This window comes from Posidoniimonas corsicana, assembly GCF_007859765.1.
Classification (GTDB): Bacteria; Planctomycetota; Planctomycetia; order Pirellulales; family Lacipirellulaceae; genus Posidoniimonas; species Posidoniimonas corsicana.
The window spans coordinates 2,743,075-2,764,237 of sequence record NZ_SIHJ01000001.1 but is presented as its reverse complement, the minus strand read 5'-3'; the positions used below and the strand labels follow the sequence as shown (position 1 = coordinate 2,764,237).

The following is a 21,163-nucleotide window of genomic DNA, read 5'->3' as shown; positions in this document are numbered from 1 at the left end:
CCGTGCTCTGCGTCCGTGGCGGCGTCTCGGGGCCCCGACTACATCTGGCCGAGAACATCGGCGGCCGCCTGGCGGACGTCGCTGTGGTCGTCGGAGCTGGCGATGGCCTGCAGCTGCGCCTTGAGCGGCGTGCCCGCCACGCCTAGGCGGCCGATCGCGTCGATCGTGTCGATCTGCAGCTGTGGGTCCTGGCTCTTGAGGCCCTGCTTCAGCACCTCGGCGGCCGCGGCGAGCTGCTCGCCCGAGGGCTGCATGCCCGCCAGCGCCCAGGCGGCGGCCAGCTTGTCGAACTCGTCGCTAGTGGACTTCATGAAGGCCGCCAGCTGGTCTCGCGCGGCGGCGGCGCCGCCGGTTTCGCGGAGGGCGTACAGGGCGCTGTGGCGGGCCGCCTGCGAGTCCTCCGCCAGGCCTGCGGCGATCTCGCCGCTGGCCGAGGCGGCCGCCGTGCCGATTGCGCCCAGCGCGAAGCGGATGCGGGTGGCCTGGTCGGGGGTGGCGTCCTTCAGCTTCGCGGCCAGCGCGTCAACGGCGGGGGCGGCGTCCGGACCCAGCCGGCCGATGACCTCGATCGCGACGTCCGCAAACTGCGGGTTGCTCAGCGCCGTGGTGGCGCGATCGAGCACCTTGTCGGCTCCCAGGTTGGCCAGACCCGCGGCGATGTTGGACTTCTGCGTGTCGCTGGCGCCCTGCAGCGCGGCCAGCATGGCGGCGGCCACATCCTCGGTCGGAGCGTTCAGCTTGTTCAGCCCAACGGCCGCGGCGTCGTGCACCTCGGGCCGGTCGCTCTTGAGACCTTCCGCCAGTTTCTTGAGCGCCGCCTGCTGGGCGTCAGGGTCGTTGGGGTGCAGGACCGCGATCGACCAGGTGGCGACCATCTGCTGGAACTCGCCGCCCTCGCCAGAGAGGCGACGCAGCAGTTCGGTGGAAGACTCATCGCCCAGCATCGCGAGCGTGTAGCACGCCGCGATCCGTTGCGAGTCGATTTCGGTTTCCGCGGCCAGCTTCTGCACGACCGGGGCCGCGTTCTGGGCCGGGTCGCCGATGGCGGCCAACGCGAGCATCGCCTGCTGCTGCACCAGCGGGTCATTCGAGCGGAGCAGCAGTTTGGTCAGCTCGCCGGAGGTTTCAGCGCAAGGGGCGCCGATCTCGGAGATCGCCAATGCCGCCAGGTAGGCCGACTTATCGTTCGCCAGGGCCTTCTTCAGCAGGGGGGTCGCGGCGCCGCCGGCGTCGACCAACGCCTCGAGCGCGTGGACCATCACGCTCTGCTGCTCCGACTGGAGGGCCTTCTCGAGGGCGGCGGCCAGCTTCTCGGGGCCGGGTTTGAGCTGCTTGAGGGTCTGCAGCGCGGTGCGGGCGACCCGTTCATCGGGGGAGCCGACCTTCGCCATGATGGCGTCGACCACCTCCGGCGACGTGTCGCCGATGCGGGTCAGGGCGATCATCGCGTGCACCTGCACGACGGGGTCTTCGTCCGAGAGCAGCTCGGCGATCGGTGCGGCTGCCGGCTTGTGCCCCAGGTTGCCTAGCGCGCGGGCGGCGCGCCAGCGCTGCTGGGGGTCGTCGCTGCTGAGGTAACCCGTCAGCTGCTGTGCCGACTCCGCCGACGGGCTGAAGCCCAGGTCGTCGATGGTTTCGTACGTGGACACGTCCGCGCGGAGCCCGGCGGGGGCGAGGGCCGCCAGGGCGGCAAACGTCAGAAGGAGGGAACGCAGCATAGGTGAACGCCTTGCGGGAGGGTGCTGTTCGGTCGGTGCGGGGCGGGCTACGAGAGGTTGGCGTCGAGCTCGCGGTCGAGTTTCAGCAGGAACCGGAGCGAGGGGCTCACCGCCTGCTGCGGGTAGTTCTCCTTGTCGGCGGTCACCGCCATGCGGAACTCCTTGATCAGCTTCTTGGCCTCGAGGTAGTCGGGGCCCGCCAGCGCGCCCTCCTGGGCCTGCTTCTCGAACAGCTTGGCCAGCGGGTCGCGGTACTCGGAGAAGCTGTCGTCGGCTAGCACCATGGGCCACTTGATAGCGCCGGTGGTCGGGTCGAGGTCCTCGGACGTAAGGCTGGTCAGCATGTTCCGCTGGCGGACCTTCTGGCGGTGCTGGTTCTCTTCGTACCGCTTCTGGGCGGTGTTCTGCTCGTAGATCTTCTTCTTCTCCCAGTACGTGTTGGTCGCCTGGATCTGGTTATCCAGGTTCTGGGAACGCGCCTGACCCATGTTGATGGCGGCCTCCGAGTTCAGGAGGTTCTTCACGCCCTGAGACCGCATCATGTCCGACTCGCCGCGGGCGTAGCTCTCGCCGGCGGTCGAGGCGTGGTAGCCCCCGCCGTAGTAGCCGCCGTAGTAGCCGCCATACGGCTGCGCCACGGCGACGGTTGCGGGCAGGGCGGCCGCAAGGGCGGCGAGGAGGAGGCTGGTTCTCGCTGAGAATCGCATGGCAAGCCTGTCGGATTTCGTAGAAATGGCGGAGCCTCTAGTGTAATTCAGACTTCCGCGAGTATAGCGCCGCGGGGGGCCGGTTTCCAGCATTTCCGGGCTAGAACCGCTCGAACACGGTCGCGATCCCCTGCCCGGCGCCAATGCACATGGTCGCCAGCCCCAGCGAAGCGTCGCGGTCGGCCATGGCGTGCAGCAGGGTCGTGGCAATCCGGGCGCCGCTGGCCCCTAGCGGGTGACCGATGGCGATCGAGCCGCCGTTCACGTTAACCCGGTCCAGGTCCAGCTCCAGGGCCCTGGCGCAGGCCAGCGCCTGGGCCGCGAAGGCCTCGTTGAGCTCGATGAGGTCGATGTCCGCCAGCTTCAGCCCGGCCCGCTTGAGCGCCTTCTTGGTGGCCGGCACAGGGCCCGTGCCCATCACGCAGGGCTCCACCCCGGCGACCGCGGTGGCCAGCACCCGGGCCATCGGCGTGAGCCCCAGGTCCTTGGCCCGCTGCTCGGACATCACCAGCAGCGCGGCGGTGCCGTCGTTCAGCGGGCTGCTGTTGCCCGCGGTGACGGTGCCGATCTTGGGCATGAACGCCGGCTTGAGCGAGGCGAGCGCCTCGAGGCTGGTGTCGGCGCGGACGCACTGGTCGCGGGAGATCAGGGCCCGCTCGCCGGACTCGTCGCGTCCCCACGTGGGGACGATCTCCGCCTGCAGCCGGCCGGCGTCGTACGCGGCGACCGCCTTCTGGTGGCTGGCCAGCGCGAAGGCGTCCTGGTCCTCGCGGCTGATCCCGCCGGTCTGGGCGAGGAACTCGGCCGTGACGCCCATCATCAGCGCCGCCTTGCTGGTGCGGTGGAACAGCGCGGGGTTGATGTCGATGCCGGCGTCCATCGGGAAGTGGTGCATGTGCTCCAGCCCGCCGACGATCTGCACGTCCTCCGCGCCGGCGGCGATGGCGTGCACCGCCTGGTTGAGCGCCTGCAGGCTGCTGCCGCAGAGCCGGTTGACCGACGCGCCGGCGGCGGTGAACGGCAGGCCGGCCATGATCGCCACCAGCCGGCCCACGTTCAGCCCCTGCTCGCCCTGCTGCTGGGTGCAGCCGAGGATTACGTCCTCGACGGCCGTGGGATCGACGCCGGTCCGCTCGACGAGCGTCCGCACCAGGTGGACCGCCAGGTCGTCGCTGCGCACGTCGCGGAACACGCCCCGCTCGGGGTGGGCGCGGCCAATCGCGGTGCGGCAGGCGTCGATGATGACGGCGGACATAGTTGGAAGCTGGTAGTTGAGAGTTAGGTGTTGGTTGGCCGGCGGCTAGCTCAGAGGATGGTTTCTTTCTCTCCGCCGGTCGAGTGCGACAGGTCGTAGAACTTGCCGCCGTCGGCGGCGACCTGGGTGAGTAGGGCGGTGGGGCGGAAGCGTTCGCCGAGCGGCTCCAGCGGCTTCAGACGCTCCAGGATCGCCGCGGCGCCGATGGTGTCGGCCCAGTGGAACAGGCCGCCCTTGTGCGGGGGGAAGCCGATGCCGAGGATCAGCGCCAGGTCGACGTCACGCACGTCGGCGGCCACGCCGTCTTCGACCGCGCGGGTCGCCTCGAGCAGCATCGGCAGCATCAGCCGGTCGACGATCGGGGCGTCGACCTCGGCCCGCCGGCGGTCCTCGTCGATGAGCTTGGCGGCCTCGTCGCTCGGGACCCCCTTGGGCGGCTTGCCGGGCTTGGCGGAGGGGTAGTCGAAGAAGCCGCGTCCGTTCTTCTGGCCCAGCCGCCCGGCCTCGACCAGCCGCTCGACGATGGTCGCCGGCACGACGCGGTCGGGGAACGCCTCGAGCATCACGCCGCCGGCGTGCAGGCAGGTGTCCAGCCCGACGACGTCGTACAGCGTGATGGGGCCCATCGGCATGCCGAAGTCCTTGGCGGCCCGCTCCACGTCCTTGATCGGGACGCCCTCGCTGACCAGCAGCGCGGCCTCGTTCATGTACGGCAGCAGCAGGCGGTTGACCAGGAAGCCCGGCCCGTCGTTGACGATGACCGGCGTCTTGCCCAGGCGGCGGGCGTAGTAGGCCATCGCCGCGATGGTCGCCTCGCTGGTGCGCTTGCCGCGGATCACCTCGACCAGCGGCATCTTCCGCACCGGGTTGAAGAAGTGCAGGCCGCAGAACCGGTCGGGGTGCGCCAGGCCCTCGGCGAGCTGCGAGATCGGGATGGTCGATGTGTTGGAGCAGAGGATGGTGCGCTCGCCGAGGTGCCGCTCCAGCCGCTCGAACAGCTGGTGCTTCACCTCGAGGTTCTCGACTACCGCCTCGATGACGATGTCCGCCCAGCCGAGTTCGGCGTCGGACAGCGCGGCGTCGACCAGCGCGGACCGCTCGATCGCCAGCTCGGCGTCGACGCTCTTGGTCTGCTTGTTGTACGACGCCTCGCGGACCACGCCGGAGATGCCGGCCAGCAGCGACTCCTCACGCATGTCCGACATCGACACCGCGATGCCGCGCTTCACGTTGGCCGCGGCGATGCCCTGGCCCATGATGCCGGCGCCGATCACCGACACCCGCCGCGCGTGCTGCCAGTGTTCGGAGCTCTCGTCGGGCGACTGCCGCGACCCGACGTCGGTCTTCTTCGCGCGGTCCTGCAGGAAGAACACGTTCAGGAGCGACCGGTTGACCGGCGAGCCGAACAGCGGCGCGAACCGCTGCGACTCCATCTCGCACGCCGCCTCGAGGTCGACCTGCGACGCCTCGAGCATCAGCTCCAGCGCCGCCAGCGGCGCCGGGTAGTGCCCGCCGGTCTGGCCCTGGATGTACGCGCTGGCCGTGGCGCCCAGGAAGCCGAGCTCGGTGGGGTCGATCGTGATCGGGTCCGACCAGGCCTTGCGGTCCGCCAGGTAGTCGCCGCTGTCCGACTCGGCCGCGACCATCCGCCGCGCGGCGTCGATCAGCCCCTCCGCGTCGGACACCAGGTCCTCCGCCAGGCCGAGCTTGGCCGCCTCGTGGGCGCCCACGGACTCGCCGCCGGTGACCAGCTCGACCGCGTTGGAGAGCCCGATCATCCGCGGCGTGCGGGCGGTGCCGCCCCAGCCGGGAAACAGGCCGAGTTTGACCTCGGGGAAGCCGAATTGTGTCTTGCTGCTGGTGGTCAGGATCCGGCGGTCGCACCACACGGCCAGCTCGGCGCCGCCGCCGACGCAGATGCCGTCGATCGCGGCGACCGTCACGTAGCCGCAGGTCGCCAATCGGCCCAGCAGCTGCTGCCCGCGTTGCGACACCCGCTGCACCTCCTCATCGGACTGGTCCAGCCCGGCGGCGAACTCGGTCAAATCGGCGCCGGCGATGAAGATGCCCGACTTCGCGGACACGAACACCAGCCCGCTGACCCCCGACCGCTTGTCCAGCGCGTTGAGGTGGCCCTCGATCTCGTCCAGCACGCCGCTGGAGAGGAGGTTGGCGCTGCTGCCCTGGCGGTCGAGCGTGATCACCGCCAGGCCATCGTCATGGACGGCCAGCGAGGTGTGAGAAGAGCCTGACATACGGGAAGAATACACCGCACCCGCCCCCCGGGCTACTGAGGGTCGGCGGCGGGACGCGGCGCGGGCGGGGCGTTAACCGCCGCCGCGGGAGCATTCGGAATAACCGGCGCCGGCCGCGTGTTGACACCCAACGCGCCCGCCGGGATCCTGGCGCCATGACCGAACCAGGCCCCCAAGATCACCCGCCCGCACGCCCGTGGGCCTTCCCCGCCCTGCTGGCGTTGGTGCTGGCGTTGGTGGTCGGTTGGCGGCTGCTGCCCTTCGATCGGCCGGCCCCGGCGCCGCCCGTCCAGCCGCTGGCCGGCGAGGTGGAGCCGCTGCCGGGCGAGGTGGAGGTGGTGGTGCAGATCGACGAGACGACGCTTGACCAGCAGCACGTGCCGCCCACCGGCGGCACTGTGCTGGCGGTGCTGCAGGCCGCGGGCGGCGAGTCGCCCGCGTTCGTGCCGGAGGTGCGGGGCGAGGGCGCCGGGGCGTTCGTGCTGTCGGTGGGCGGCGTCGCGAACGAGGGCGCCGGCGGCCGCAACTGGACGTACTCGGTCAACGGCCAACCGGGCGACCGCAGCGCGGCGATCGCCCCGGTCAAAGACGGCGATCGCGTCTTGTGGAAGTTCACGCCGCCCGAGTAGGATCTGGGGTCGGCGCCGCGGCTAGTCCGCCGGCCCGCTCACGCGATTCTCGGACTTTCTGGAGCCTCTGCCCGTGCGGGACAAGAAGACAACGGACCTCGTCATTTTCGGGCTGCTGGTGGCGATCGGCGTCGCGGGGCGGTGGGGTCAGCCGGACTGGTGCGTCACGCCGATCGCGGCCGTGACCCTGCTGGCGGGCTACTGGTTCGGGCGTCCGGCGGTCGCGGCGGTGGTGCCGCTGCTGGTGATGCTGATCAGCGACCTCGCGCTGGACGGGTACCAGAACTTTGGCGTGATGGCGTTGGTGTACCTCGCCATGGCGGCCCCGGCGGTGCTGGGCGTGTGGCTGCGCACCGGCGATGGCGTCGGCTGGTGGGCCAAGCTGGTCACCTGCTCGCTGATCCCCGCCACGGTGTTCTGGCTGACCAGCAACTTCGCCGTGTGGGCCTGGTCGACGCAGCCGTACTACGAGAAGACCCTCGGCGGCCTGCTGCAATGCTACACGATGGCGGTGCCGTTCTTCGGCCGCATGATGGCCGGCGACCTGGCGTTCACGCTGGTGCTGTTCGGCGCGATGCTGATGGCGGGCGCCGGCCGCGTGGTGAAGAGCCGCGTCGCGACCTAGACGCAGCGCAGCCTCATCAGCCGCGGGGCGTTGGCCCCCGGTCTACGAGGATGACGAGCCGCCAATTCCCGGGCAGGCGGCGGCGTCAGGAAGCCGGACGCCAACGCGTTCCGGCTGATTCCAGGGCGCCGGATTAGATACCGACGGCACGCTAGTTGGCGCCTAGCAGCTCTTCCTCTTCCACCACGGGGGCGTCGGAGGCCTTGCAGCCGGCCACGCTGTCGATCTGGTCGGCCATCGCCCGCACGCTGTCGGTCACGTCCAGGTCGATGTTCGAGTTGTCGTTGGCGGCGGTGATGGCGCTCTGGGCGGCGGTCTCGATGGCGGTGATCGCCGTGGCGTCCTGGCCGGCGAGCGGCTTGACCGCGGTCAGGCCCGCCTTGAGCTGCTCGAGCTGCGCGGCCAGCCCCTTCCGCTCGTACACCCAGCCGTTCTCGTCGGCGCGGTAGCGGTCGGATTTCTCCAGCGACGACGACATGCGTCCCCGGCTGCGCTGCAGGTCGACAAACTTCTCCGCGGCCTCACGCTCGTACGCGCCGATCGTGCAGGCGAGGCTCTTGACCGCCCCGACCGTGCTGTTGGCGACCGCCGGCGGCACGCCCTCGGTGTTCATCTTCTCCAGCAGCATCGCGGCGGCGCTGCGGGCGCCGAGGTCGGCCTTGGTGTCGGCGATCAGCTTGGCGATCGCGTCGACGAACACGCCGTCCTTGCCCGCCACGCCCAGGTTGGCGATGGCGCTGGCCGCCTGCAGCTTGATCCAGTACTGCACGTCACGGGTGGTGCCGGGGCGGAACTCTTGCTGGTCGACCGCCTCGAGCAGCATCATGGCCGTGGCCCGCTTCTCGTTGGCGCCCAACGCGGCAAAGTGCTTGGTGTGACGCTCCAGCCCGATCAGCGCCGCGACCTCAAGGTAGGTGGGGAACTGGTCACGCTTCTGGATGATCACGCACAGCAGCTTGTTGGCGGCGCCGAGCGGAACCGCGGCAGTGTCGTTTTTCGTGGCGTACTTCTCGTCGAGCAGGCCGAGCGTCAGCACGGCGTTGTACTTCAGCGGGGCAGGGAACCGCCCGGCGGCGACCCCCTTGGCCCAGTTGTACGCCTTCTTGGTCAGCTCCTGCTGAACCGACGGGTGCGAGCCCCAGATATACCGATCGAACAATTCCGTCCGCATCTTCGCCAGGTTGCCAAGCGACTCGGGGTCGGTCTTCAGCATCTCCGGGAAGTAGTAGCGGTCGAAGTACTGGTCGAACACCTCCTTGTCAGCGCCGGTGATCGGGGCGTTGGTCCAACGCTGGATCGTGGTGCCTTTGCGGGCGAGCTGCCGCATGTTGATCTCGTCGTCTTGGGCGTAGGCAGGCGCCGCCGTCAGCACGACGCAGACGGCAAGCAGGCCCAGGACGGCACGCAGGTAGCGGGGAGCAGGCACAGTCGAAACTCCGCGAGGAGGTTGGGTTTGTCGAGAGGGTCACCGGCCCCGCCCGGGGCACGCGGTGGGCGTCCACGCACTGGGTTCGTCCCCCAGGCGGATCACTATTGCGGCCTCGGCCCCTGTCCGGCGGGCGTTTTGATGAGCGCAACTAACCTCCACACTAGCAAGGGGTTGCGAAAAATGTCAAGCTGCCAGCGGCAGACCCACCCGATTCTTCCCTACAACCAGGACAGAACGCCCGTGACGCTGCTCTACCGACACCCCGACTTCCTGCAGCACGACACCGGCCGCCACCCCGAGAACGCCGGCCGGCTGCGGGCCATCGACGAGCGGCTCGACCAGTCCGGCCTGCCCGGCCGCTGCTCGACGCCCGAGTGGGCGCCGGCCACCCTCCAGGAGCTGCTGCGGGTGCACACGCCCGGCCACCTGGACGCGCTGGACGCCCTAGCCCACCGCGGCGGCGGCCAGGTGGACTCCGACACGGTGGTCAGCCCCGCCAGCATGGACGTCGCGCGGCTGGCGGCCGGGGCGGCGACCGACGCGGTGCGGCGGGTCGTGGCGGGCGAGGACCGCACGGTGCTGTGCATCGGCCGGCCCCCGGGCCACCATGCCACGGCCGACCGTGCGATGGGGTTCTGCCTGCTGAACCACGCGGCCATCGCGGCCCAGGCGGCGGTCGCCGAGCACGGGCTCGACCGGGTGCTGATCATCGACTGGGACGTGCACCACGGCAACGGCACGCAGGAGCTGTTCTACGGCGCGTCGCACATCGGGTACTTCTCGATCCACCGCTGGCCCTTCTGGCCCGGCACCGGCGCCGCCGACGAGACCGGCGCCGGCGACGGCCTGGGCGCCACCCGCAACCTGCCGGTCGAGATGGGCGAGTCACGCGACCGGTTTCTGTCGTACTTCGCGCGCGAGCTGGAAGCGTTCGCCGACCAGATCAAGCCGCAGCTGGTGGTGCTGAGCGCCGGTTTCGACGCGCACCGCGCCGACCCGGTCGGCTCGCTCGGCCTCGAGACCGAGGACTTCGTCAGCCTAACGCAGACTGTGAAAGATGTCGCCGCCGCGCACGCGGGCGACCGGCTCGTGAGCCTGCTCGAGGGCGGCTACAACGCGCCGGTGCTGGCGGAGTGCGTCGCTGTGCACCTGGAGGAGTTGTTGGATGCGTAGGTAGTACGTCGGTCACATGTGCGACGAACGCCCGTTCATCGGATTGTGGCACTGTGACTCGGCAATGCCAACTGCTTCAGCGTCTTGAACTGGCTCTGATTCGGCTAAGACCGCTACGTCAGGCACAGCCAGCTTAAGTGGCTGACTAGCGCGCTGGTGGTGCGGATCAGGGCCCGTCAGGGCGCCATGCCCACACGCTAATGAGTGTGGGCATGGCGCTGGCTTCTCAATTTCCAGTCGTTAGTAGGAGTATTTCGAGACCGCTGCCGCATCTCGCAAGTAGAACATCCCGTTCTCGATGTAGAAGTCGCCTCCCTCAAGCACACACTCCGCAAGGTGCCCGTACAAGTCACTGCCCTTCGACCCCGCCAGTATGCTGATGAGGTAGTGTCGCGCGAACGTTCTCATAAACGGCGAGTACTCGGGATGCGATTGCATCCAGGTTTCAACGCGAGCCTCTAATGTTGGTGACAGTGTCGTAGTACCGGCCGAGATGTCAGGCAACGACGGACTTCCGGGAAACTGCCGTTCCTTTTGGATTAAGTACGAGTACACACTGGAGGCGTACTGATGAGCCTTGGCGTAATCGAAAGGACACCTTGACGCCTCGAGAGCCGCCATAGCAGCCTCTGCTTCGTGGACTCCCATTCAAGACTCCTTGGCGACAGGCGCCTTAAACGCCTTCCTCGAACTCACCCATCCCACAACCACTCCAGCGCCTGCGGCAGCGTCTGCTGTTTTGCGGCGCGGTCGCAGTGGCGGGCGCCACGGCAGAACACGAACTGGTACGGGTACTCCTTAGCGGCCAGCACGCGGGCCATCCGCTCGTTGGCCAGCACCCAGTCGTGCATTCCGTCACGCATCACGTTGGGGTTCAACAGGTCGCGGTCGCTGACCTGCAGCCAGATGCGGAGCGGCTTCTGGGGGCTCTCGGGGATAATCCGCTCGTGGTAGTCCCACGCGCCGCCGGGCGTGTCGGGGTTCCAGGGCCACTGCTGGTTCACGTACGTGCCGGAGTAGCTGAGCACGCGGCGGTACAGGTCGGGCCGGAACCAGGCCATCGTGAACGCGCAGGCCGCGCCGGAGCTGCAGCCCATCGTGGCGCGGGCGTTGGGGTCCTTGGTGATTTTTACTTTGCACTCACGCTCGACGAGCGGCAGCACCTCGCTCTCGACGAACTCGGCGTACTGGGCGGAGAGGGTGTCGTACTCCAGGCCGCGCTGGCTGCCCTGGGCGTCGCCGCCGCCGTTGCCGATCGACACCGCGACCATCGCCGGCACGCGGCCCTCGGCGATGAGGTTGTCGAGCGTCGTGAAGAGCAGCGGGTCGGGGCCGTCGGCGCCGACGATCAGCGGCGCCGGCTGGTCGCGGTCGAGCTGCCGCGGCACGTACACCTCGACCTGGCGGGTGTACGGTGCGTCGTGGCTGGTGGTGACGATCAGCCGCGCGGGGTTCTCCGGGTCGGGGGTGCCGAAGGTCCCCCGGCGGCGGGCGATGCCGGGGTAGATCTTGCTGTCGGCCGACTCCATCGTGAGGCGGAACACCTCACCCTGCGGCACGCCGGGCCGCTTCTTGGCCGCTGGGGCGACCTGATACTCCGGGCCGATGACAAAATTGCCCACCGCGTCCACCGGCGGGACCTGCCCGGGGCCCAGCGTGGTCATCTCCAGCGGGCCGTCGGCATCGGGCTGCCGAGCCGGTTGGGCCAGCGCCGCGCCGGACGACGTAGCGATGAGGAGCGAAGCAGCAGCAAGCGAACGGAGCATGGCGGTCGGTGGGCTGAGGAGGCGAGGAGGTTCGCCACCAGCGTACACTAACCGCGTCGCGGCTGCCTGGCTGGGCCGGGAAGCGGCCTGAGATTCGGACTCCAGCGGGCGCGGGCAGCAGGGGGCGCCGTTGACGCCCGATCTTCACCCGGTGTTTGGGTGGCGGGGGCGCTCCGCGGTAGCGGAAGCCCCCGACCGTGGGAGGCCGGTGGTGGGTACATCGCGGGGGCTTCCCTTCGGGATCGCCCCCGGCGCCCGCACCCGATACTGGGTGGTTGATGCCGCTCAAGGCGCGCGGGCTACTCGTCGCCGAACACGCGGGTGCTTTCTTCCTTGCGGACCGGCTGGGCGAGGTCGTCCGAGGCGACCTCCACCACCAGGCGGTGGTCGCCGGGCTGGGCGCCCTGCACGCGGACCTTGAAGGTCATCTCGGCCCGGGGCGCGAGCTGGCGGATCGGCTCGAACTGCACGCCGCCCGCCTGGATGCGGTGGCGGGCGTCGCCCGCGGCGGAGACGATCCGCATGCCGGCCGGCGCGGCGGCCTGCACGCGGACGTTGGTGGCCGCCTTGGTGCCCTGGTTCGCGACGCGGATCTCGTACTCGGTCTCGCCGCCGACCTCGATCGGGTCCTCGAGGTCGAGCACGGTGAACTTGAGCGCGGCGATGCCCTCGACGGCGGTCTGGTGGATCGCCTCGTCGGACAGGCCGTTCTGGGCCTCGCCCTTGATCTGCAGCTGCTGGTCGCCGGCGGCGACCGGGATGGTGGTCAGCTCAACGGCGCCGCTCTCTCCGGAGGGGAGCTCGGCCAGCGACCAGTACACGGCGTGGCTGGTGGCGTCGTACTCGCCGAGGTTGTTTGCTTTGACGAACTTCATGCCGCGCGGCAGGCGGGTCACCAGCCGCAGGTTGTGCGCGGGCGCGGTGCCGGGGTTGCCGATCTTCACTGTGTACGTGGCCGGCCGTTCGAGGAACCGCTTGGCGGGGCCGTCCACCGCCACCTCGAGCGCCGGGGCGACAACCTCGAACTCGACCTGCTGGTCGACCTGCAGGTTGCCGTCCGCCTGCGCGGTGAGCACGTTGACCACCTTGCCGGGCCTCTCGGCGAGCATGTTGAGCTGCAGGCGGCGGGTCTCGCCGGCGCGGAGCGTGCCGACCTCGAACTCGAGGGTCGGGCCCGCGGCGTGGCGGAGGTTCTCGGGCACGTTCTCGAGGATCATCACGCCGGTGGCGTCGCCGGTGCCGGGGTTCTTGATCTCGATCTGGATCTGCTGCTCCTGCCCGACCAGCACTTGGCTGGGCGCGGTCATGCGGATTGCGAGCTGGGGACGCGTGCACTTGGTCTGGACGGACGCCTCGGCGGCGAAGCTGACGGTCGCCACGCTGCCGATCTGGCCCTCCTCCATCGGGGTCATCTCGATGGCGAGGGTCTTCTCTTCGCCGGGCGCCATCTCGCCGAGTTCCCACACCAGCTCGTCGCCGGCGGACTGCGCCTGCGGCGTGGTGGAGGTGAGCTGCACGCCGGCGGGGGCCTGGTCGCGGACCACCACCTGCTTCGCCGGCCGCTGGCCGACGTTGCGGACCTTGATCAGGAACTTGCACGGCTTGCCGACCTGGATCTCGGCCGGTGCGAACTTCTGGATCGCGAGGCTCGGCTGCTGCCGGCCCTCGAGCGCCCGCTCGCCCGGGCGGCCGGCGCCATCGGCGGGCAGGCCGCCGCCGAGGCTGTCGACGGGCGCGGTCATCGTGTGGGGCTCGGCCGGGTACGCCGCGTCCTGCGGCGGCATCGGCGTCGAGTACAGCGGCTCCTCCTGCGGAGCGCTGCGGGCGGTGAGCACGGAGTGCGAGTCGGCGTCGGCCATCGGCAGGCCGGCGGGGGCCTGCTCCGGCTGGCGGAGCGGGTTGGGTTCGGTGGGCGGCTGGTCCAGCAGGTCCTGCTCGAACGGCGCGGCGCCGATCGGGGCGGGCTCGCTCAGCGGCGCCATCTCTTCGCTCTCCTGCGGCAGCGCGTCGAGCGGGCCGCCGACCGGCTGGGCGGTGTCGGCGGGCGGCAGGCCGAGCGGGGTCGGCGGGAGGTCGTCGATCGGCTCAACCGCGGCGACCGGCACCACGCCAGAAGCCTGGTCGGCCGCGCCGAACGCGGCCACAGCGCCGGGGGGGGGGCCGATCTGGTCGGATGCGCCGGCGTCGGCAAACGCCTCGCGGGCCGGGGCGGAGCCGGCGTTGTCGGTGGTCGGGGCCGGGCGGAGCGGGTTGCCCTCCGGCAGGCCGGCCGGCGGGAAGTCGGGCTCGAGGTCGTCGTACGAGGGGCTCTGGCCGCGGGCGATCGGCTGGTCGTCGGCGGCAGCGGCGAGCGGCCCTTCGCTGCCCATCGGAGGCAGCGGCGGCGCGGAGACGGCGTAGCGGTCATTCCCAGCGGGCGCGGGGGGGAGGGCCGCGGGCTCCTGGGGCGGCGCGGCTGGCAGTCCGGCGGGCGGCTGGTTCAGCGCGGCCAGCGGGTTGCTGCTGGGCACCTCGGGGGCGCCGTCGGCCCAGGCCTCGACGGCCTCGTCCAGCGTGGCGGCGGCGACCTGCGCATCGGCCTGCGTCGGCGCTGACGAATCTATCAGCGTGTATCCGCCGTAGCCCCCTCCGCCGAGGACGCCGGAGGCGAGCAGTGTCTTCGCGAGGGTGCTAAAACGCTTCGTGCGCTGCGACATGGGAGTCTCTTGACCGATCACGGGTTTGGTAGTCGGGCGGCGTCATGCCGCCGTGGGGCTGGCGGGGGCGCTGGGCAGAGCCTGCGCACGCCGATCGCCAGCGCGGTGAATACCAAAACCAGCCAGGGCCGCAAAGGGCGATTGGCCGATCGGAAAAGCCTAGGGGTCGCGACACAGCGGCCGCTGTCGCTGCTAGCGGACGTGCGACAGCGCCATCAGGCAGTAGGCGGTGACCAGATTGGGGTCGCTCTCCAGCCAGCGGTCGTTCGGGTTGACCCACGCGCCGTCGGCCCGCTGGGCGTCGGCCAGCTTGGCCACCAGCTCGGCCCGCCAGTCGTGGGCGGCGCCGTCGGTCTCGACCTTGTCGACGCCGATTGCGCCCAGCGCCTTGGCGAACACCTGGTAGTAGTAGAACTGACCCTGGGCGCCCATGCCGGGGTTCTCGTCCAGGGTGTAGTGCTTCTGGATCCAGTCGTAGGCGGCTTTGACGCGGGGGTCGTCCTTGTCGACGCCGGCGAAGATCATGCTCTTCAGGCCGGCGTAGGTCATCGATCCGTAGCTCCGCAGGCCGCCCTCGGGGGTGTCGCCGGCCTTGCTCTGGCCGCCGGCGGCGACCGTGTAGTAGAAGCCGCCGTCGTCGATCTTGGCGGCGAACTCGGTGGTGTTGTACTCGGTCTCGAGGTTCTGGCACCGGCTCACAAACACCAACGCCCGCTGCATGGCCGGGTCGTCGGCGCCGGCGCCCAGCTCCTTCAGCGCGTCGATCAGGAAGCTGGTGTTGGACAGGTCGGGCCGCTCGCTGCCGCCGTAGCCGGCGCCGCCGTAGTACATGCTCGCGGTGTCGTGTCCCTCCTCGCCGTCCCACTGCAGCTTCTTGAGGAACCTGTCGGCGCCGGCCAGCAGCTTGTCGTAGCGGCCGTCCTTGTTCGCCTTGGTCAGGCACATGACCGACAGGCAGGTCTCGTAGTTGCGGTGGTTGGAGCCCTCCAGGTAGATGCCGCCGTCCGGCTTGGCGAAGCCGACGATGTACTTGAGCGCCTTGCTCACCACCGGGTCGCTCGGCGTACGCCCGTGGCTTAGCAGGGCCTCGGTCGCCAGCGCCGTGATGGCGGGGCCGGTCTGCGAGGTCCACGAACCGTCCTCGGCCTGCGAGCCGGCGAGGAACTGGATCCCCTTGCCGACGGACGCTTCGTACTGCTTCTGGGCCTCCGGCGGCAGCTCGGCGGCGGGGGCCGACGCGGCTGAGAGGGACATGGCGACCAACAGCATCGCGCGGACGGGGGTGAGCATTGGGTGACTGCCTTGGTGGTGAGGATGGTGCCGGCGGCGCGGACGCCGCCGGTTTGTGTTAGTAGAGGTAACCCCGTCGGCCACGCTGACGGCTGTGGCTTGGGACGCCGAAAAGGTCGACACGCAAGTCGCGCGGCGCGACACCCTACCCGCCGTAGGCGATCCAGGCCAGCACGCCGATCCAGCCGACCCAGGCGATCGCCGCCGCCGCCAGCATCGCCGGCCGCCGCCGGGGGGGCGCCGGTCGGGCCGAGGGGTCGGCGTCGGTCACTGCGAGTTGCCCTTGCTCGGCTGCAGGGTCTGGAACACGGACTGGGTGGCGAAGCCCGACTCGAAATCGAACACGTCCTGGAAGTCCTCGCGGCGGTCGGACTCCGTCTTCCGCATCTGGCCGATGTCGATCAGGTTGAACACGATCTCTCCGAAGTCACCGGTGTTGGTGACGCCCCAGTGCTCTAGCACACTGCGTGCCAGCAGGCCGTACTGCTCTAGCGCGTAGCGGCGGATCGCCTCGCAGAGCTCTTGCCCGGTGACGTGGCGGTCGTCCTGGTCGTCGTCGGGGTCGAACGCTTCGTCGCCCGCGGCTTCGGCAGGCTCGTAACCCTCCGACAGCGATTCGGAGTCGAACGTCTCGCCGGGGGCCGACGGCTGCGCGCTGCCCAGGTTCATCTTCTCCTGGCCGTACTTCAGGGCGTCGAACACGAAGACGTACGAGTCGAAGTGGTACCGCTTGTCGCGACGCAGCAGTTCGGCGAGTGGGTGGGTCGAGTCCAGCATGGGGGCCAGCTAGGGTTGGCTTGTCAGTCGTTGTCGTTGGGCGGGGGTGGGGTGTTGTCGTCTGCCGGGGGCGTGCCGCCGGTTTCTGGCTGCTTGCCGTCGGCCGCGGGCTGGCCCGCGTCGGCGCCGGGGGGCGGGGCCGGCTTGTCGCCGCGGCTCTGCCGTTTGGGGCGCCGCCCGTCACGCCGCCCCTTCTGTTTTTCGTCGGCCGGCGCGTCGGCCTCGTTCTCTGGGGATTTCTGTTTCGGCTTCGCCTCGCCCCCACCGCCGCGTGGCGTTACCGACAGCACCTGGCTCTGGTCGATCACGATCCGCCGCGAGTCTTCGGTCTCGATCAGCAGTTGGCCGGCCAGGATCTCTTGCGAGAGCACGCGTCCCTTCCCCTCGCGGGTCAGGACCTCGGCGCCCACGCGTGGCAGCTCGCGTTGGATGTCGCGGTAGGTGTCGTACTCGTAACGCAGGCAGCACTTCAGCCGTCCGCAACGCCCCGAGATCTTGGTCGGGTCGAGGGTCGCCTTCTGCAGCTTGGCCATCTTCATCGACACCGGCGGCATCTCTGACAGGTGGGTGTTGCAGCAAACGGGTTTGCCACAGTCGCCGTAATCGGCCAGCAGCTTCGCCTCGTCGCGGACGCCGATCTGCCGCATCTCGATGCGGGTCTGGAAGTCCTTCGCCAGCACCTTCACCAGCTCGCGGAAGTCGACGCGGTCCTCTGCTAAATAATAGAATATTACGCGTTCGCCGCCGTAAAGGTGCTCGACGTCCACCAGCTCCATCTCGAGGCCCAGCTCGGCCACCCGCTGGCGGCAGGTCTCAAGTTCCCGCTGCTGCTGCTCTTGCAGCTTGCGGAGCTCGATCTCGTCGTCGTGTGTGGATAGCCGCAGGATGTGCCCGCCGCGGGTCTCTTTCATCTGCGAGATCACGTGGTCGGTGGCCTCGCAGAGCACCTCGCCCGACTCCTGGCCGCGGCTGGTGCGGGCGATTACCTGGTGGCCCCGCGCAAAGCGGTCGCCGCCGCGCGTCGAGAAAACGCCCAGCCGACGCATGGCGCCGTAGCGGAGGACATACCGTGGCATGGTGTGCTGTGGTGAGGGGCGTCGATGGAACCGGGCCGACGCCGGGGATTATACCGCATCGGCGCGCTTCCCCATAGGCAACCGGGCAGGCCGCAGCGGCCGGTTTGTGCCCCTCAGGGGGCGGCCAGACCGATCCGGTAGGCAAAGCGGGCCGCGTCCACCGCCTTGTGCACCCCCAGCTTCTTCATCAGCCGCGAGCGGTGGTTGTCGACGGTGCTATCAGCAAGGTGCATCATGCGGGCCATCTCGCGGACGCTCAGCCCGGCGGCGATCAGCCGCAGCACGTCGCGTTCGCGCGCGGTCAGCAGCGTGAGCACGCTCCGCTGCCGCTGCCAGTCGGTGCGGGCCCCGGGCGGCTGGCGGTCGGTGTAGGACCAGGCCTCGGCGGCGACCTTCAACAGGGCTTCGGCGACTTCTCGCCACGGGGAAGAGTAGGGCAGCTCGGCGCAGGCGAGGTTGCCGCAGGCGTCCCGCCGCACCGAACTGCAGGTCGGCTGTCCGGTCAGGCGGACGTAGCCACGCACTGCGGACCACGACAGCAGCGGCAGCCGGTTGTCGCGGTCCTGCAGCGAGTCGACCAACGCGACAACGTGCCCGCGGTCGGCGTCCTTGCCCGGATCGACCAACGCAAACCGCTGGTCCTGCCGGACGAGCGCGGCGACCGCCTCGCGGGTCAGCGGCAGGCGGAAGTCAACCGCCACCGGCAGGGCCGTGGCCGAGCACCGGGGGCAGTGAGAAGTCGGGTTGGCATTGGCGTCGCCGGGCAAACGCATTGGTACTACAGAGCTGGGTGAGCTTGTAACGGGGTCTGACTCTCGTTCGCAGAGTTGGGCGTTGTTATTGGTAAGGTGCGAGTGCGGCGGTACGCCTGTCTTTCTTTCAAGCGTAGCGGCGCCGCGGTTTCCGCTTGTAGACTCGGGACAAGTCGCTGCCGTATTCGATTCCGTTGGGGCGGCGACGCTTCGACGATGCCTCTATACCGGCGCACAGGTCAGCCAGCAAACCGTCAATCGGCGGCGAAAACTCACGCTCGGGCCACGCGCACTGACAGGCGTCAAACGACGATTCCGCGGCGTGCGCAGGTCGACAACGCCGCGGACCGCGCAGGGTTGGCGGCACGACCGGTGACACGCGTCTGTCACCGCGGACGATGGAGATTGCCTCGATTACCCGCGCAGGGCGGGCGATCCGGGCTCATTGCCACGGTGGGACGCACCGTTAGAATCGCAAAGGAACTCACTGGAGTGACACGACCGCCCAAGAAGGAGGACGCCCATGCCCGTTCAGTCGTGCGAGACGCTCGCCAAAAAGAAGTGCCTGCCCTGCGAGGGCGGCGTGGACCCCATCAACCCGGACGAGGCGGCCGAGCAGCTGCAGGAGCACCCGGGCTGGCGGCTGACCCATGACGGGAAGCGGATCCGCAAGGATTGGGTGGTGAAGAACTTCATGGCCGGCATGAAGTTCTTCGAGGCCTGCGCCGAGGTGGCCGAGGCCGACGGGCACCACCCGGACCTCCACCTCGAGGGCTACCGCAACGTGTCGGTCGAGCTGTGGACTCACGCCATTGGCGGCCTGTCGGAGAACGACTTCATACTGGCCGCGAAGATCGATCAGCTGCCGATCGACCTGAAGTAGCCGGACCTCGAGCAGCGCTGCCGCTGAGGAGGGGCAGGGCGGATCGTGTTCGATGACGCAGCAGCTCGCCCCAAAGCATCGCGCGGCCTACGAGTAGGCCGGCTCGCTGCTGACGCCGTTCGGGTTGACGACCACCAGCGCGTTCTCGATGCGGCGGACGCCGTCGATGCCGCCGAGGAGTGACTGCGCCATCTGCTTCAAGTAGAACGTCGGGACCCGCCCGTCGAGACGCAGCACGCCGCCGTGGAAACGGCACGAGACCGACCTGCTGAACAGGTGCGAGCTGTGGTTCAACGCGTCGGTGGCCGTCTGTTCTACTTGCTGTTCGATCGACATAAGGGATCCTCGGTCGTTCAGGGTTTGGTCCCCGCCCCGGGGTGATTCTGTGGGAAACCAGCAGGAGACGGAAAGATCAGTTTCTTTCGGCCCGCGTGAGCACACGGCGTGCCACCAAACCTGATAGCAGCAGGAAAACAACCCGATGCCCCGCTTCCTAGCGGCCACAGAGCCATCGCGGTTTCAAGCTAGCGGACGCGGCTACGCGGTGGGCGCCTAGGTGTTGAGCGGCGGCGCCGCAATTGTGAACAAGGAGCGAGCAGATGGATGTTCAGGAACCCTTCCCGGCGATGGTCGTCAGAGAGACCGCTGACGGGGCGGCCAGCCGGATCGAAGAGCTAACGCTTGGCGACCTCCCAGAAGGGGGGGTCGTCATCCGGGTCGAGTACTCATCGCTCAACTACAAGGACGCCCTGGCGTCGCAGGGGCATCCGGGCGTGGTCCGCAGCCTGCCGCACGTGCCGGGCATCGATTGCGCTGGCGAGGTCGTATCGAGCGACGCGGCCGAGTTCCGTCCCGGCGAGAAGGTGCTGGTGACCGGCTACGACCTCGGCAGCGGCGCCTGGGGAGGCTACAGCCAGTACGTGCGCGTGCCGGCGGAATGGGTGGTCGCGATGCCCGATGGGCTGACCCCGCGGCTGGCGATGGTCTACGGCACGGCCGGATTCACGGCCGCTCAGTGCGTGCAGGCCCTGGTCCGCGGCGGCGTCGAACCGGCGGACGGGCCGGTCGTGGTCAGCGGGGCGACCGGCGGCGTCGGCACGCTGGCGGTCGCGATCCTCGCCAAGCTGGGGTACGAGGTGACCGCGGTGTCGGGCAAGCCGGACCGGCACGACAGCCTCCTCCGCCTGGGTGCCGCGGAGGTCGCGGGCCGCGAGCTGCTGTCGGGCGATGACCGGCCGCTGTTGAAATCGCGCTGGGCCGGCGCGGTCGACACCGTGGGGGGCGCCCCGCTCGCCACGCTGGTCCGCTCGCTCAACCACCGCGGCTGCGTGGCCGCCTGCGGCCTGACCGCCGGCGAGCAGCTCCCGCTGACGGTCTACCCGTTCATCCTGCGGGGGGTCACGCTGGCCGGCATCGACTCGGCGAAGTGCCCGCGGGCGCCGCGGATGGAGGTCTGGCGGCTGCTGTCCGGCGACTGGCGGGTCGACCTCCCCGACGAGCTGGTGTCCGAGACGGATCTCGCGGGGCTCCCTGAGCAGATCAGCGCGATGCTGGCGGGCGATCACTTTGGGCGGACGCTGGTCGTCCCCAGTTGCTAGAAGGCTCAACGGCAACCGTGGACCAACGCCCGGCGGCTGATGAGGCAGGCGCCTGCCACGAAATCAGCCGGCAGGTGTTAGCGTCCAGTTCCCTTGCCTTTTCGTTCCCATCCTCCGGTTTGCTGCTGAAACCGGCCACGCGGAGTGGTCCAATGGTGGTGGGACTGTTCGTTCACTTGTGCGGCAGTCGGGACCTGCTGCGCATGGAGATCGGGCCGCTCGCACGGCAATTGTCCGCTCCGCGCACCCGAATCGGACAAAACCCCTGCCGCCCTTTGGAGAGGCAATTCGCGTAAGGCGTTCAAATCAAAACGCTTAGGGGGAAAGGAGGGAGAAGATATGCCCCGAGTTTTGTAGCTCTGTAGAAATCTTATCGTTGCTAGCTAAACTGTAGGTAGTGTTGTTTCCGTACGGTGTGGGTGCGAACGACGAAGTCTCCCATCGCGTTGCTGCTTGCCGCCCACGAGCTGGGTCGTCGGACGGTGCGTCGTTACTGGCATCACCGTGCCCCGAAGAAGTTCACGCTCCCTCAGC

Annotated in this window: 19 protein-coding genes; 5 read left to right on the top strand and 14 right to left on the bottom strand. The window is 69.3% G+C overall.

Translation table 11 applies throughout. The features are described 5' to 3' along the window. Positions 1–38 precede the first annotated feature (38 nt). From KOR34_RS10590 to KOR34_RS10575, 4 genes are all read right to left on the bottom strand, one after another. Entirely contained in the window at positions 39–1,718 is a 1,680-nt protein-coding gene (locus tag KOR34_RS10590; protein ID WP_146564557.1) for a HEAT repeat domain-containing protein, read from the bottom strand. A gap of 47 nt (positions 1,719–1,765) precedes the next feature. Then, a complete protein-coding gene (locus KOR34_RS10585) occupies positions 1,766–2,425 on the bottom strand; it encodes a hypothetical protein (RefSeq protein WP_146564556.1) in 660 nt (219 codons plus the stop codon). Between the two features lie 100 nt (positions 2,426–2,525). Further along, complete coding sequence (fadA, locus tag KOR34_RS10580; RefSeq protein ID WP_146564555.1) at positions 2,526–3,680, bottom strand: acetyl-CoA C-acyltransferase FadA; 1,155 nt, start codon at positions 3,678–3,680, stop codon at positions 2,526–2,528. Positions 3,681–3,730: 50 nt separating this feature from the next. After that, positions 3,731–5,935 carry a 3-hydroxyacyl-CoA dehydrogenase NAD-binding domain-containing protein gene (locus tag KOR34_RS10575; RefSeq protein WP_146564554.1) on the bottom strand — a complete coding sequence of 735 codons (2,205 nt, stop codon included), beginning with the start codon at positions 5,933–5,935 and terminating at the stop codon, positions 3,731–3,733. Positions 5,936–6,090: 155 nt separating this feature from the next. On the opposite strand from KOR34_RS10575, the gene KOR34_RS10570 reads away from it, so the two are divergent. Together KOR34_RS10570 and KOR34_RS10565 are read left to right on the top strand one after the other, a co-directional pair. Beyond that, positions 6,091–6,564, top strand: coding sequence for a DUF4430 domain-containing protein (locus KOR34_RS10570; protein WP_146564553.1), 474 nt, complete (start codon positions 6,091–6,093; stop codon positions 6,562–6,564). Positions 6,565–6,637: 73 nt separating this feature from the next. Beyond that, positions 6,638–7,189, top strand: coding sequence for a DUF6580 family putative transport protein (locus KOR34_RS10565; protein ID WP_146564552.1), 552 nt, complete (start codon positions 6,638–6,640; stop codon positions 7,187–7,189). A gap of 151 nt (positions 7,190–7,340) precedes the next feature. Here KOR34_RS10565 and KOR34_RS26640 read toward each other — a convergent pair whose 3' ends face one another. Beyond that, positions 7,341–8,615 (bottom strand): hypothetical protein, encoded by a 1,275-nt coding sequence (locus KOR34_RS26640; protein WP_197531314.1) that lies wholly within the window; start codon positions 8,613–8,615, stop codon positions 7,341–7,343. Between the two features lie 183 nt (positions 8,616–8,798). Here KOR34_RS26640 and KOR34_RS10555 point away from each other — a divergent pair, with 183 nt between their 5' ends. Next, entirely contained in the window at positions 8,799–9,791 is a 993-nt protein-coding gene (locus tag KOR34_RS10555) for a histone deacetylase family protein (RefSeq protein WP_228714570.1), read from the top strand. Positions 9,792–10,031: 240 nt separating this feature from the next. Here the strand turns inward: KOR34_RS10555 and KOR34_RS10550 are convergent, their stop codons facing one another. The 8 genes from KOR34_RS10550 to KOR34_RS10520 form a co-directional block, all read right to left on the bottom strand. Further along, the gene (locus KOR34_RS10550) at positions 10,032–10,439 is read right to left on the bottom strand and encodes a hypothetical protein (protein WP_146564551.1); all 408 of its coding nucleotides are present in this window, start codon (positions 10,437–10,439) and stop codon (positions 10,032–10,034) included. 44 nt (positions 10,440–10,483) lie between these two features. Continuing rightward, positions 10,484–11,557, bottom strand: coding sequence for an alpha/beta hydrolase (locus tag KOR34_RS10545; RefSeq protein WP_146564550.1), 1,074 nt, complete (start codon positions 11,555–11,557; stop codon positions 10,484–10,486). Between the two features lie 299 nt (positions 11,558–11,856). Beyond that, positions 11,857–14,253 (bottom strand): CARDB domain-containing protein, encoded by a 2,397-nt coding sequence (locus KOR34_RS10540; RefSeq protein WP_146564549.1) that lies wholly within the window; start codon positions 14,251–14,253, stop codon positions 11,857–11,859. 192 nt (positions 14,254–14,445) lie between these two features. Further along, the gene (locus tag KOR34_RS10535) at positions 14,446–15,543 is read right to left on the bottom strand and encodes a prenyltransferase/squalene oxidase repeat-containing protein (RefSeq protein WP_146564548.1); all 1,098 of its coding nucleotides are present in this window, start codon (positions 15,541–15,543) and stop codon (positions 14,446–14,448) included. A 145-nt stretch (positions 15,544–15,688) separates the two neighbouring features. Beyond that, positions 15,689–15,814, bottom strand: coding sequence for a hypothetical protein (locus tag KOR34_RS27325; RefSeq protein ID WP_261342646.1), 126 nt, complete (start codon positions 15,812–15,814; stop codon positions 15,689–15,691). Continuing rightward, the gene (locus KOR34_RS10530; RefSeq protein ID WP_146564547.1) at positions 15,811–16,320 is read right to left on the bottom strand and encodes a Minf_1886 family protein; all 510 of its coding nucleotides are present in this window, start codon (positions 16,318–16,320) and stop codon (positions 15,811–15,813) included. Before KOR34_RS10530 ends, KOR34_RS27325 begins: the two co-directional genes overlap by 4 nt. A 23-nt stretch (positions 16,321–16,343) precedes the next feature. Beyond that, the gene (gene ricT, locus KOR34_RS10525) at positions 16,344–17,396 is read right to left on the bottom strand and encodes a PSP1 domain-containing protein (RefSeq protein WP_146564546.1); all 1,053 of its coding nucleotides are present in this window, start codon (positions 17,394–17,396) and stop codon (positions 16,344–16,346) included. 113 nt (positions 17,397–17,509) lie between these two features. Further along, positions 17,510–18,169 (bottom strand): helix-turn-helix transcriptional regulator, encoded by a 660-nt coding sequence (locus KOR34_RS10520; RefSeq protein WP_146564545.1) that lies wholly within the window; start codon positions 18,167–18,169, stop codon positions 17,510–17,512. 502 nt (positions 18,170–18,671) lie between these two features. Between KOR34_RS10520 and KOR34_RS10515 the strand changes: the two genes are divergently transcribed. After that, positions 18,672–19,031 (top strand): 4a-hydroxytetrahydrobiopterin dehydratase, encoded by a 360-nt coding sequence (locus tag KOR34_RS10515; RefSeq protein WP_146564544.1) that lies wholly within the window; start codon positions 18,672–18,674, stop codon positions 19,029–19,031. Between the two features lie 87 nt (positions 19,032–19,118). Here KOR34_RS10515 and KOR34_RS10510 read toward each other — a convergent pair whose 3' ends face one another. Then, on the bottom strand, positions 19,119–19,367 hold the full coding sequence (locus KOR34_RS10510; protein WP_146564543.1) for a BON domain-containing protein: 249 nt from the start codon (positions 19,365–19,367) through the stop codon (positions 19,119–19,121). Between the two features lie 263 nt (positions 19,368–19,630). Here KOR34_RS10510 and KOR34_RS10505 point away from each other — a divergent pair, with 263 nt between their 5' ends. Further along, positions 19,631–20,629, top strand: coding sequence for an oxidoreductase (locus KOR34_RS10505; RefSeq protein WP_146564542.1), 999 nt, complete (start codon positions 19,631–19,633; stop codon positions 20,627–20,629). Positions 20,630–21,163 lie beyond the last annotated feature (534 nt).

Excerpts from the sequence above, each read along its gene's own strand:
- KOR34_RS10520 (WP_146564545.1), bottom strand. The coding sequence starts at position 18,169 with ATGCGTTTGCCCGGCGACGCCAATGCCAACCCGACTTCTCACTGCCCC.
- KOR34_RS10575 (WP_146564554.1), bottom strand. The coding sequence starts at position 5,935 with ATGTCAGGCTCTTCTCACACCTCGCTGGCCGTCCATGACGATGGCCTG.
- KOR34_RS10555 (WP_228714570.1), top strand. The coding sequence starts at position 8,799 with ATGTCAAGCTGCCAGCGGCAGACCCACCCGATTCTTCCCTACAACCAG.
- KOR34_RS10530 (WP_146564547.1), bottom strand. The coding sequence starts at position 16,320 with ATGCTGGACTCGACCCACCCACTCGCCGAACTGCTGCGTCGCGACAAG.
- KOR34_RS10570 (WP_146564553.1), top strand. The coding sequence starts at position 6,091 with ATGACCGAACCAGGCCCCCAAGATCACCCGCCCGCACGCCCGTGGGCC.
- KOR34_RS10515 (WP_146564544.1), top strand. The coding sequence starts at position 18,672 with ATGCCCGTTCAGTCGTGCGAGACGCTCGCCAAAAAGAAGTGCCTGCCC.
- KOR34_RS10585 (WP_146564556.1), bottom strand. The coding sequence starts at position 2,425 with ATGCGATTCTCAGCGAGAACCAGCCTCCTCCTCGCCGCCCTTGCGGCC.
- KOR34_RS10510 (WP_146564543.1), bottom strand. The coding sequence starts at position 19,367 with ATGTCGATCGAACAGCAAGTAGAACAGACGGCCACCGACGCGTTGAAC.
- KOR34_RS10540 (WP_146564549.1), bottom strand. The coding sequence starts at position 14,253 with ATGTCGCAGCGCACGAAGCGTTTTAGCACCCTCGCGAAGACACTGCTC.
- KOR34_RS10505 (WP_146564542.1), top strand. The coding sequence starts at position 19,631 with ATGGATGTTCAGGAACCCTTCCCGGCGATGGTCGTCAGAGAGACCGCT.
- ricT (WP_146564546.1), bottom strand. The coding sequence starts at position 17,396 with ATGCCACGGTATGTCCTCCGCTACGGCGCCATGCGTCGGCTGGGCGTT.
- KOR34_RS10590 (WP_146564557.1), bottom strand. The coding sequence starts at position 1,718 with ATGCTGCGTTCCCTCCTTCTGACGTTTGCCGCCCTGGCGGCCCTCGCC.
- KOR34_RS10550 (WP_146564551.1), bottom strand. The coding sequence starts at position 10,439 with ATGGGAGTCCACGAAGCAGAGGCTGCTATGGCGGCTCTCGAGGCGTCA.
- fadA (WP_146564555.1), bottom strand. The coding sequence starts at position 3,680 with ATGTCCGCCGTCATCATCGACGCCTGCCGCACCGCGATTGGCCGCGCC.
- KOR34_RS10535 (WP_146564548.1), bottom strand. The coding sequence starts at position 15,543 with ATGCTCACCCCCGTCCGCGCGATGCTGTTGGTCGCCATGTCCCTCTCA.
- KOR34_RS10545 (WP_146564550.1), bottom strand. The coding sequence starts at position 11,557 with ATGCTCCGTTCGCTTGCTGCTGCTTCGCTCCTCATCGCTACGTCGTCC.